General features: G+C 38.7%; 8 protein-coding genes. 7 read left to right on the forward strand and 1 reads right to left on the reverse strand.

Annotated features, from left to right (window positions below; translation table 11 throughout):
- Positions 1-79: IS3 family transposase (locus tag FKP33_RS25855; RefSeq protein ID WP_141336729.1), on the forward strand; the 79-nt coding region annotated here is incomplete at its 5' end.
- Positions 80-138: 59 nt separating this feature from the next.
- Here FKP33_RS25855 and FKP33_RS25860 read toward each other — a convergent pair.
- The gene (locus tag FKP33_RS25860) at positions 139-2,622 is read right to left on the reverse strand and encodes an O-antigen ligase family protein (protein WP_141336723.1); all 2,484 of its coding nucleotides are present in this window, start codon (positions 2,620-2,622) and stop codon (positions 139-141) included.
- Positions 2,623-2,869: 247 nt separating this feature from the next.
- Here FKP33_RS25860 and FKP33_RS25865 point away from each other — a divergent pair, with 247 nt between their 5' ends.
- The 6 genes from FKP33_RS25865 to FKP33_RS25890 all read left to right on the forward strand — a co-directional run.
- Positions 2,870-4,228, forward strand: coding sequence for an IS4 family transposase (locus FKP33_RS25865; RefSeq protein ID WP_141336724.1), 1,359 nt, complete (start codon positions 2,870-2,872; stop codon positions 4,226-4,228).
- Positions 4,229-4,416: 188 nt separating this feature from the next.
- Positions 4,417-5,211 carry an ABC transporter permease gene (locus FKP33_RS25870; RefSeq protein WP_141336725.1) on the forward strand — a complete coding sequence of 265 codons (795 nt, stop codon included), beginning with the start codon at positions 4,417-4,419 and terminating at the stop codon, positions 5,209-5,211.
- Between the two features lie 19 nt (positions 5,212-5,230).
- Positions 5,231-6,511 carry an ABC transporter ATP-binding protein gene (locus tag FKP33_RS25875; RefSeq protein ID WP_141336726.1) on the forward strand — a complete coding sequence of 427 codons (1,281 nt, stop codon included), beginning with the start codon at positions 5,231-5,233 and terminating at the stop codon, positions 6,509-6,511.
- A gap of 15 nt (positions 6,512-6,526) precedes the next feature.
- On the forward strand, positions 6,527-7,555 hold the full coding sequence (locus tag FKP33_RS25880; protein WP_141336727.1) for a class I SAM-dependent methyltransferase: 1,029 nt from the start codon (positions 6,527-6,529) through the stop codon (positions 7,553-7,555).
- Between the two features lie 3 nt (positions 7,556-7,558).
- Complete coding sequence (locus tag FKP33_RS25885) at positions 7,559-11,407, forward strand: glycosyltransferase family 2 protein (RefSeq protein ID WP_258313558.1); 3,849 nt, start codon at positions 7,559-7,561, stop codon at positions 11,405-11,407.
- 39 nt (positions 11,408-11,446) lie between these two features.
- Positions 11,447-12,269, forward strand: an 823-nt coding sequence (locus FKP33_RS25890) for a hypothetical protein (RefSeq protein WP_181410286.1), incomplete at its 3' end; no start/stop codon positions are given.

The following is a 12,269-nucleotide window of genomic DNA, read 5'->3' on the forward strand; positions in this document are numbered from 1 at the left end:
CAACCACAAACGAATGAAGGCAAAATTAAAAGGCATGAGTCCAGTTCAATACCGTACGCATGCCTTACAAGCTGCCTAATAACATAACCTTGTCTAACTTTTTGGGGTCACTTCACATCGGAATAGCTCCTTTCTTATTTATTTGAGATTCACTAAAAATTGAACTTCATTCTTCTCATTCGGATCCGCTGCGACCAGCTTGTCGTAAACCGCTTGGTCGTTCTTGCCCTGCTTTTGCAGCGCGGCCAGGTACCATCTGGTGTTCTGGCGAGTAAAGGCATCTGCAAGGTTATCGCCGACTCCTATGCGGAGCATGTTCTCGGATTCCGGATATTTCTTTTGTAAGTAATAAATTTGTCCAAGTGAGAAGCCCATTTGAGGGGTCAAACTAAATTCATTCCCTTGCAACTGCTCTTTAGGCAAGCTGGCTAGCGCTTGTTTTTGCGATTCGAATCGATGATAAAGCTCAATTGCCTTAGACCAGTATTGCTCTTGACTTTGCTGATCCCGCTTCTCGAAGGCTTGTGCCCCGAGTCGGGTGGCCAGATCGATGGCCTTCTCATATAAGGCTACTTTCCACGGGAAGTTGTCAATTTGTTCACTTGCCAGGTTTAATGCCTCTTGTTGGTTATCCTTCAACAAATAGCTTTGAATCTTTCGTTCGATCAAAAAATAATCGAAAGGTTCTTTTTTCCTTGCTTGATCGATCAAGGATACGGCTTCCTTATAATAGTTCTCATCCTTGGACTGCGAGTATACTTGAAATAAAATCGCTACTTTCTGAAGCACGTATTCCGGTTGAGTCGGACGCTGCTCTAAAGCCAGATTCAAAGGTGCAATGAGTTGATTAAAGTCCGTATTACCGGATGCCAGTAAATTTTTCGTTGTTGTATAATTGCGGTTCGCGCTGACCAGTTGTACGGCATTGAAGAATAAAATAAACGATAGAACAACCAGAATAGATGGGAATGCCCACTTTTTAGTACCGAGTGTTTGCAGCCATGCGGCTTTTACCTCTGACGTATCGGAAGAAACCATCGCCCCCATGCAGAGAAAAAGGAGTAAGCCCAAGTATACGAAACTTAAGTCGAAGTCCAGTGCACTGTGAACAAGCAGCCCAATCGCGATGATGTAGAAAATAAATCTATGCTCTCGCTCTTCCTCGTTCTGTCGTAAATAGTTCCTGATGTAAATATAGAAGATGGACAGAAGGATGAGGATGAAGATAATACCCCCGACAATTCCTGTTTCTACCAAGTACTGCAAGTAAAAGTTGTGTGCTTGTCTGCTGGTGTAAGGGTTGTTCTGGTACTTCTCGTAGAGCGAGCTCCAAGCCCCGCCCCCGGCGCCAAAAACAGGATAATCCTCGAACACTTTAATGGCGTCCTTATAAAATGTACCGCGCTCCAGTACACTGTGCTGTTGAAAGTTAATGTTCTCGATACGGGTACGGATATTTTCCGGGAGCATCTTTGTTACGCCCGTATCGTTCAGGAGCAGCATCGCTCCGATCGTTCCTGCAACCACAACAATAAGCGGCAAGCCGATGTGGGAGAAACGCTTGCTTTGCAGCTTATCAAGCTTACGCTGTAACCAAGGCTCTACGAACAATTGAATCAATACCGCAAGGACCGTATACCCGAGCGAACAAAGGATCAGGCTCGTCCAAGCGCTCAGAGCCGTCTGCGAATCATATGTTTTGAATAACTGCACGCCTACGGTTGTGACTTGATTCAGGATGATGAAAGATAAAACAAATGAAATTAGCAAGTGAAGCAGGTATGTTACTTGCTTATAAAGCTTCAGGAACGGGAGCACGAGCAGTACAATGACCGGCAGCACAACTAAGGCGCCGCGGGACAGCGTAACGAAGAAAGAGATGATGATCGGCACGACAAACAGGGCGTGCAACGCTATCGTGTACCAGCGCTTGGAGGTCATCAGCATATGAACGGCGCACAAAAGGATCGCTATCAAATATCCGGCGTATGTATTCGCATACTGGAACACAGAAGTCAGACGCGGACCATTGGAGTCCTCCATGACCGCATGCTCATAGTACTTCAGTAGGCCCATGTCAGCAGCGAACCACTTGACTAAACGGAAGACGCCTTCCTTCTGACCGAGCCAGTTCAGCAAACCGAAGGCCACAATAACGTACGCTGATGCGATCAGCAGATATTTAAGAAAGGTTAGTCCGAATTTCGCGTTAGATATATAATACGCCAGCAAGAAAAATGCCACATAAATAATTTGGATGTAAAACAAATTAAAAGCAAGCGTCGACGACGCTGCCGAAAATGTCGAAATCAAGTAAGAAATGGGGATCAGCCATACGGCAATCGTTAGCAAATCGGCTTGCGTTTGTAATTTCCAGTGATAGAAAAGAAAAACCGACAACAAAAAGAAGATAATGCACGTCCATACTAGTGATGAGAAAATCGGTCCTTCAAAAGAGGAGAAGTTCCCGTTGAACAATGCTTTCTGGAACGGAGCCCAGAAGAGGAAGAGACTAGTGATGCCGAGTAAGATCCACAATAGGATTGAGTTTGCGCTAGTTGAGGTTGAAGCTGATTTCTTGGTTCCGCTGTAATAGCCGGGTTGCGGCTTTTTCGTGCCCATGGGTATGCTCCTATCTAACTAAAATTCTATGTTATACGACAAAAATTTTATCATACATTACTGAAAATATAAACAAAAGCTAGTGTAATAAACTCAACTTTCGCAGAGCAAAAATGACGCTAATCCCTTGATATGATTGGGTTTTTGTTCGTTTTGTTCTAGGCTTGACGAAATGAAAAACACCGTTCTGTTTGGTATAATTGGAATTGTCGAGATCCCAAAACCACGCAGAAAAGGTGTTTACTACATGATAAAACAAAATGCGCCATCCGATCAACTGCCAAAAGAAATTAAGCCCGCTTTTCAAGAACTGAAAGTCATCAAGCACTTGAATGCTGCCGGTTTCAAGAAGAAATTTGGATTTACCTGTGCCTATTTGTTTCGCCTGGTATTTGTTCTGTTGTTTCACCAGAAGAACTGGTTTCGCCTTCTGGAAAGCAACAAAGGCGAGACGTTTCCCGGCAAAGATGCAGTATACCGTTTTTTGAATCATAGCGGGTACGCATGGAGGCGATTTTTGTTATCGCTTAGCAGCGAGATCGTTCAGCGAGTCAAGAACCTAACCTCTGACCGCAGAGAAACGGCATTCATTATTGATGATTCCATGTTCGAGCGCAACCGAAGCAAAGCTGTCGAAATGCTAGCGCGCTTCAAGGATCATGCGACTGGCGCGTTTTACAAAGGATTTCGCATGTTGACAATGGGCTGGTCAGACGGCCATTCCTTTATCCCGATGGACTTCGCTTTGCTTAGCTCCGCGAAGTCTGGTATTAACGGCATGACGGAAGGAATCGACAAACGTAGTACCGGCTACAAACGCCGCCAGGAAGCATTGCTCTCCGCGCCCCAAGTGATCGCCGCCATGTTGGATCGTGCGATTCAATCAGGCGTTTCCGCTTCTTTTGTGCTCATGGACAGTTGGTTCACCCATGCTCCGCTCATTCAGGAAGTCATGCGTCGCGGATTACATGTGATCGGCATGGTGAAGAACGATAACAAACGCTACATGGTGGGCGGCGAAAAACTTTGTCTGAAGGCGCTGTATGCTGCTGCGCCACGTGTCGAAGCCAAGAATCGCAACATCCTTCGCCTGATTCGTACGGAGCTTGTTCCCGGCATCCCTGTGACGGTGGTATTTGTCCGTCATCGTTCCAAGAAGAACGAGTGGCTGGCGATCCTTTCAACCGATCTAACCTTGAGCGCCCAAGAGATCATCAAGATTTACGGGATGCGCTGGGAGATCGAAGTATTCTTCAAGTGCGCCAAGTCGCTCCTGTGTTTGCAAAAAGAGTTTCAGGGGAGATCCTACGATTTACTTGTCAGTCATACGACGATTGTCTTCTCTCGATACATTCTGCTCGCTTGGCAGTATCGGCAGAGTACGGATCAGCGGTCTTTTGGCGGACTGTTTTATTTGCTTTGCGATGAAGTCGGTACGCTTGACTGGGCTGTTGCGTTGCAACAACTGGTCAATTTGATCAACGAAATCGCCACAAAAGCCGGAAAAAGGATCAGTTCTCTGATACAGCGTCAACTCCAGCAATGGATTGCAGCTTTGCCCAACTACATCAAGGCTTATCTGCCAATTTCATGCTGCGAAAGTTGAGTTAATTAGACTTAATTCCTAAACTATGGATGATCTTTGGAAGACGTAGGTGGTTAAATATATTCTCATATTTTCCAGTATTTACTTGTTCTATCCTTTGAGTAGTATTTGTTAATTAAGTTTGTTAAAATATCAAGAGTAAAATTATTAGTAACAGAATATATTTGAACATCGAGTGAGGTATGTTAATGGATCTTCAAAAACTTAAAGATTTTCATTTAAATATCATTCTGCAATTTATTAAAAGAGAACTTATAACTAAATATAAAGGATCGTACCTAGGCTTTTTATGGACATTTATAACACCTATTCTTATGATTACCGTATACACATTTGTATTCAGTGAAATATTTCAAGCCAAGTGGAGTTCTGCCTCTCAGAATAAATTGGAATTCGCAATTATATTATTTTGCGGGTTAACTACGTTTAACCTTTTTTCAGAGGTTATATCCAGATCCCCTTCATTAATCTTGAACAATACGAATTACGTAAAGAAAGTTGTGTTTCCTTTAGAAATTCTTCCTCTAGTTGCAGTGGGGACTGCTTTAGTCAATAGTTTAATAAGTTTTGTACTGCTGCTGCTCTTTAAGCTTTTGATAACATCGGTTATATCATGGAGCGTAATATTATTGCCCATTATTTTATTGCCTTTATTGTTTTTTACTTTAGGATTATCATGGTTTTTATCATCATTAGGAGTCTACTTTAGAGATATTAATTATATTGTGGGCATTGGTATTCAAGCTTTAATGCTGCTAAGTCCGATATTTTACCCTGCTAATGCCATTCCTGAACAGTATAGATTTTTATACAATTTAAATCCAATTACTAGTTATGTTGAAGATACGAGGAATTTATTGATTTGGGGATATTTCCCTAACTTATTCGGTTTCTTTTATCATCTTATCTTCGGCATTTTTGTATGTTTAGTCGGATATTTGTGGTTTAGAAAAACAAAAAGAGGGTTCGCCGATATTTTATGATCTAATGAGGGATAAAAATATGAATTCTAATCTTGCAATAGATATTCAAAATTTAACAAAGATTTTTAGAATATACAATAATCCACAGGATCGTTTGAAACAAAGCCTCTTTGGAAGTCATAAAAAGTACTATCGGGAATTTCAAGCTCTAAATAAGATAAATTTTCAAATTAAAAAAGGAGAAACAGTAGGGATTATCGGACGTAATGGCTCTGGCAAAAGTACGCTGCTTCAAATAATAGCAGGAACTCTGGCAGCTACAAGTGGTGAAGTTTCGGTTTACGGCAGAATAGCGGCCTTGCTAGAACTGGGTAGCGGGTTTAATCCTGAATTTACAGGTAGAGAAAATGTTTATCTCAATGCTGCGATATTAGGAATAAGCAGAGAAGAAATCGAGCGACGCTTTGATGATATTTTAAAATTCGCTGATATTGGGGATTTCATTGACCAGCCAGTAAAAACTTACTCAAGTGGGATGTATGTAAGACTTGCCTTTGCCGTGTCCATTAATGTAGATCCAGATATACTGATTGTTGATGAAGCCCTTGCCGTTGGAGACGGAAGATTTCAACTTAAGTGCTTTGAAAAAATTAAATCGCTGAAAAAAACAGGGAAAACAATCCTTGTTGTATCTCATGACCTGCAGACGATTAGACAGATATGTGATACAGCGATTCTAATCGACAAAGGAAATTTAATTGATTATGGAAAACCGAATGAAGTTGTGAATCATTACACTAAGATTTTGTTTGACCGTCAGTCTGAAGAAGAGAGTGAGTTGGACGATACTCAGAATGAATTCAAAGGAGCCAACAGTGAAGATTCATTACAATCAAAGGAATATAGATACGGAAATAAGAATGGAATTATTGAGAAAGTTTTCTTATTAAACCAGCACGGTGATTCTACAAAAACTTTGGATACATGTGAAGAGTTCGAAGTGATTATGGAAGTTCAAGTGAAGAAAGATATCAAACAGCCTATATTTGCAATGACAATCAAAACAATTAAAGGCTTAGAAGTATATGGTACGAATACGTATTTTCAAGGGCTACCTTTTCGTCCGCTTACTTCTGGAGAAACAGTGAAAATTTCTTTTAGGCAGGCATGTGCTCTACTCCCGGGCGAATATTTTATTTCTTTGGGTTTTGTAGAATTGAACGACGGGGAAATTGTGCCTTTGGATAGACGTTATGATGTGCTTGAGTTGAAGGTTCTTCCAATTGGGCAAGATCGTAGCTTTGGGTTAGCGAACTTGGCGAGTCAGATCAAACTTGACTACCATTTATCGGATAGGTAACAGGAGGAATAACACTTGTATGATTTATCGAATCTTTTGAAGATAGTGACTAATGAGGAGTTAGTTATTGCCAAGTCCCCTGATTTTTTATTAGAGAGACAATATTATGGTACTTATGCTGATATTCCAGTCGAGGAAGAGCTCTACTTAATGGAGGCGCTAAAAAATCGAAAATGGAAAGAAGTAGTAAAAGATCTTTTTTTTGAAAAATCGCCTTGGCTCTACAAAATCATCACGGACTCTGGAAGAGCGCAATTTCTAAATTTACTTTCGATTAAAAAAGGAGGTACTTTTTTAGACGTTGGTTCAGGATGGGGACAAGTAACAATTCCATTAGCTATAATGGGAAATAGCATAGCCTTTGACCTTACGGAAAACAGATTAGAAATACTACGTCTTATTGCCGTGCAGGAAGGCAAAGAAGTAGGATGTATACAAGGGAATTTCTTAACTTTTCCTTTTAAAAGCGGCACATTTGATCTCGTTGTTTTTAATGGGTCATTAGAATGGATGGCCTCATCTCGAAAAAATGATGAGAGTATACATTCCGTACAGATGGCTGCGCTGAAGAAAGCCTATGAAATCTTAAATCAAGACGGTCAAGTTTACATTGGAATAGAAAATAGTATTGGGGCCAAATATTTGTTAGGAGCCGAAGATGATCATACGAGTATAGCCCAATTAACATATTTAAACGAAGATGCTGCAGAAAACAAGCATCAAAGTATAGCTGGTCGTATGTTGCCGGCAAAAACTTGGTCTTTCAACGAGTATATGAAAATGTTCAGTGAAGCAGGATTTTCTTTAGAGAAGGCTTATGGATGTTACCCCGATTATAAATTAATACGTCTTATGATTGAGGTCGATGAAATAGATCAATATATTCTCAAAAATCGACGCTTTGTTGAAGAATATATCGGCTCTAATGGGGAGCTTTTTCATTTTAATGAGGAACTTAGCAACTTGTATTATTCATTCGCCGTCAATGGTATTTCGAAATTTATATGTCCTTCCTATGGTTTTATTTTAAGGAAAAGAGGCTGAACAATGGAATTGTTTAAAGCGCTTATTCATTCGGGAATAACGACGAAAGAACGAGTGCAAAATTTAAAGATCCACTTATATAACAGCAGTGGGTTGAGAAAGGTAAGTTCGCAAAGTGTCCGGTTTCTTGTCTTTGAAGACGGGAAGCCGCTTTGTGCTGTAAAAAAAATCCCATTAGTGGGTTTATATGATCTTGAAAGTATGCTGAAGGTCCAAAAATCACTGCATAATAATCCTATTGTTTGTTCTCCTAACTTGTACGGTACTTTCAATGGAACAGAACACTTATATATTGTAGAAGAATTAATAGATAATCCTAATCTAGAAGATCTAGTTCTGAATGAAAGTTGTAATTTGTCTATAACATCTGTCTTAGACCGGATTTATTCTGTCTTTCAGAAGGAATTGAGAGAGTCTGAATTAGATGCTCATGTCGAAACCACTGAATGGTTAACCGCGGCGAAGATGATCGGATTAAACGCCCATCATATAAAAATACTTAATGATGAGATTATCAAGAATTACGAATATCTGATGAAACCTGCAGTTATGACTTCTAGAGATATTCTACTTAAAAATATCATAATAAAAGAAGATCTGATTTATCTTGTGGATTTTGATTTAAGCCGAAAAACTAGCTTCTTATGGATTGATCTACTTCGAACCCAATACTATAGTCCTGTTAATTTTGACCCCTATCAGATCAAAAGCTTAATGCCTCTAGAAGTCGATGGGAAACTATTAAAAATTATCTTTCTATTAAGTGAACTATATCTTCAAAGTCAAGTTTTTGACGAAGGTTACTTGCCTTCTGTAACGCATAAATTAAAAAGTGAAATTTTACCGCTATTCGACGAGCTTTTCAATACAGATCTTTATAATGAATGGATAGAAGGAATGCAAGAAACGGTAGCACCGGCATCCACACCTAATGTTGAATCATATATACAACTGTATTGGTCAAATGCTGAAAATAATATTTTTACTGAAGAAAATTCCAGTAAGCAAGCACTTTATACCGATAATGACTGGCATCAATATTTATTTGAATTAAACATAGATCAGATATCTATGTTAAGATTAGATCCCGCAGATCAACAAGGTATTTATGAAATTCGTAAATTGCAGATTATTAGTAGTAATGATTCTAACCTAGACTTGCTTGATATGGTGAAGACGAATGGAGAATTACAACTTTTCACTTCTCAAGAAGGTATAGGAGGATTTAGTTGGACCAATGACCCGCAGTTGATAGTAGAGCTTCACAATGTCATTCAGGAAGGACCCTATAAGGTCCTTGTAGAGATAAAAGTAAGTAATAATTTGTCTCCGTACCTGAATAAAACATACGAATATGAATTAATTATTGACAATCTTAATCGAAATCTTTCTAAGCAAGAAAATGAGTATCAACTAGCTGTTCGAGAGCATCAACAAGTTGTTCGAGAGTATCAAGAAGCTATTCAAGAACAGAAACTGCAAACTGAAGCTGGCAGATTACAAAACACGAAACTTCGATTAGAATTGGATACGATTAAAAATACCAGATCATGGCGTTGGACTTCGATAATAAGAAGAGGTACGGGACAATTGCGAGCATTGAAGAGTAAACTCTTGGGCGAAAAATCCATTCATTTGGTTCCTTTACAGCAATTGCATCAAAAAACTGAGGATATTTGGAAATCTACTGGCGATGATCCTCAGTTTATCATGAATAATTCTATCCGATCAGGATGGGTGCACTTCTCTTTTTCAGGAACAGCCGATCAAATGATCGCATTAAAGCTTTACTATGACCTGGGTCAGGGGATGTCGGAAGAAAATTCAGTTATTTTAGGGATCCTTTCAAAGAGCAGTGTTAAACAACAAAGTGCTTTTTTTCAGTTGCCTAAAGATACGCAAAACCTGAGATTAGATCCTGGTGATAAGGCCTCAGAATTTTCTTTATTTGACTTAAAGATAAGACCTATTTCAAAATTTGAATTATCGATACGACCGGTTATTAAGTTTTTTGTGGATTATGGTTTTTCTTTTTCTACACTAAAAATGTTTATTGTAAAGTCTTTCAGGATTTTTAACAATGAAGGGATCAAAGGTCTTAGTAGAAAAGCAAAATCGTTTATTTTGCCGATGAAAAAAGTAGAGACCGAGCTTATAGATTATAACAAATTTGTGGAATCTACTACCAAGAGTAAAAAAGAACTGGATATGCTACGTGAAAGTGTCAGTCAATTCAATTACCTTCCAGTTATTTCTGTGTTAGTCCCGGTTTATAATGTGGAAGAGCGATGGTTGAGACGATGCATTGATTCTGTTGTTAATCAAGTATATCCATATTGGGAGTTATGCCTTGTTGACGATTGCTCGTCGGCACCTCATATTCAGCAAGTTTTAAACGAGTACAGAAATAAGGACTCCAGAATTAAAGTCTTGTTCAGAGAGACAAATGGACACATATGTGCAGCTTCTAATGATGCTCTGAATCTTGCAACGGGTGAATTTGTTGCTTTATTGGATCATGATGATGAATTAACACCGGATGCATTGTATGAGAATATGCTTCTATTGAATGAGAAACCAGATGCTGATGTCATTTATAGTGATGAAGATAAAATCTCGATTGAGGGTAATAGACATTCTCCTTTTTTTAAGCCGGATTGGTCGCCAGATACATTTCTTTCACAGATGTACACTTGCCATTTAACCCTTTACAGAAAAAAGGTTATTGATAAGATAGGTGGCTTTAGAGTTGGGTTTGAAGGCAGTCAGGATTACGATTTAATGCTGAGGGTGTCAGAAGTAACACAGAATATTTATCATATTCCCAAGGTGTTGTATCATTGGCGCGAAATACCAGAATCAACAGCCTCAGGAAGCTCTGCTAAAAATTATACTCATGAAGCTGGGTTACGTGCTTTGGAAGAAGCACTCAAGCGGCGTAACATTGACGGTTGGGTAGAAGGTGTTGAGGATATTCCAAATTTATATCGAGTGCATTATAAACCAATAGGAAATCCAAAAGTCTCAATCATCATTCCAACAAGAAATATGGCAACCATATTAGAGCAATGTTTGAACTCCATATTCGATAAGACAACCTATGATAATTTTGAGGTGATTATTGTAGATAATGGAAGTGATGAACCGGATGCATTGAAATTATTTGAGCATTGGAGGATAAAAGAGCCCATTCGTTTTAAAGTATTAACATATGATATTCCATTCAACTACTCGAAAATTAATAATTTTGCCGCCCAACAAGCTGATGGTGAACTACTTCTGCTGCTTAACAACGACGTTGAAGTTATTACTCCAAATTGGCTTGAAGAAATGATCGGTCAAGCGATTCGCAAGGAAATAGGGGCCGTAGGGGCCTGCTTGTATTACCCTGATAAAACAATTCAACATGCTGGGATCGTGTTAGGTTTGGGTGGCGTTGCCGGCCATAGTCATAAACATTTTCCGTCAGATGCAACAGGATATTTTTGTAGACTAAAAATGGTAACTAATTATGCTGGCGTTACAGCAGCATGTTTAATGATTCGAAAAGAAGTCTTTCATGAAGTAGGTGGCCTAGAAGAGGAACTGCAAGTGGCATTTAATGATGTCGATTTTTGTTTGAAAATTTATGAAAAAGGTTATAAGAATGTTTGGTTGCCCCAAGTTCAACTTTATCATTATGAATCTAAAAGCAGAGGTTATGAGGATACTCCCGATAAACAACGACGCTTTCAAAATGAAACCAAATGGATGCGTAATAAGTGGGCAAATTTGTTAGACAGAGATCCGTTTTATAATCCAAATTTGACTAAAGACCGAGAAGATTTTTCATTAGGGAAGCCCTTTGATTAAATTTTCTTAAACCACATGTCAGGGGACAATGATGTTGCTATGAGTAGTCTATTTAGGTCGGTTGGAAAAAAGATGGTTGTATTACTTGCTCTTATGTTGTTATTCGTAGTATTAACCTTAATTGCGAACAAGAGCCTTTTGCTTAATTCTAAATGGTTATATGTATTATCTGCACCACTAGCCGTTGTATTTTTAATTGTCCAAAACAGATTTAATTTAAGGTCAATCTATATTGCAATCACTGTATATGGATTCATGTATGTCTTGTATACACCCGTTTTTTCTCCTATAGATGAAGCAGCGCATTTTGATTATATTATAAAACTTTTATATGATCATCGAATCCCAGTTATTTCGGGTCTTATAGATACTAATAAATTAGCAACCGTCTCAGGATATGCAATACCCGGCACGGGCACGTTACAATATGAGGCGGTTCATCCGCCTTTATATTACTTTATAGGAAGCTTGTTTGTTTATCCGGTTCAAAGTAATCTTGCTATTAGTTTGATAAGCTTAAGAATGTTAGGGTTATGCTTCTTGCTCATTTCTGCTCATTACGCCATTAAATCATACCTCTTTTTAATCGAAAAATATAAATGGGAAAGAAATGATGCCTTATTCGTCATTCTTGCGCTTCTTTTTTATACGAATCCTAGCATACTGACTAGAATGATTACTGTCAGTAACGAATCTTTAGTTGTTTGTTTATCAAGTATATTAATATATTTAATGATTAAGATCGTTCAATTTCCAGATTCAAAGAGATATATTCGTTGGATTGCGTTTGTGTCTGGTTGCTTAATACTTACGAAAATAACAAGTGTAATTTTTATATTACCAATGGTTCTGTTTATCTTAC

The organism is Paenibacillus sp. tmac-D7, from assembly GCF_006519665.1.
GTDB classification, from domain to species: domain Bacteria; phylum Bacillota; class Bacilli; order Paenibacillales; family NBRC-103111; genus Paenibacillus_G; species Paenibacillus_G validus.

What these genes read in the sequence shown, in the direction of transcription:
- FKP33_RS25860 (WP_141336723.1), bottom strand. Translation starts at nt 2,622, where the DNA reads ATGGGCACGAAAAAGCCGCAACCCGGCTATTACAGCGGAACCAAGAAA.
- FKP33_RS25865 (WP_141336724.1), top strand. Translation starts at nt 2,870, where the DNA reads ATGATAAAACAAAATGCGCCATCCGATCAACTGCCAAAAGAAATTAAG.
- FKP33_RS25870 (WP_141336725.1), top strand. Translation starts at nt 4,417, where the DNA reads ATGGATCTTCAAAAACTTAAAGATTTTCATTTAAATATCATTCTGCAA.
- FKP33_RS25875 (WP_141336726.1), top strand. Translation starts at nt 5,231, where the DNA reads ATGAATTCTAATCTTGCAATAGATATTCAAAATTTAACAAAGATTTTT.
- FKP33_RS25885 (WP_258313558.1), top strand. Translation starts at nt 7,559, where the DNA reads ATGGAATTGTTTAAAGCGCTTATTCATTCGGGAATAACGACGAAAGAA.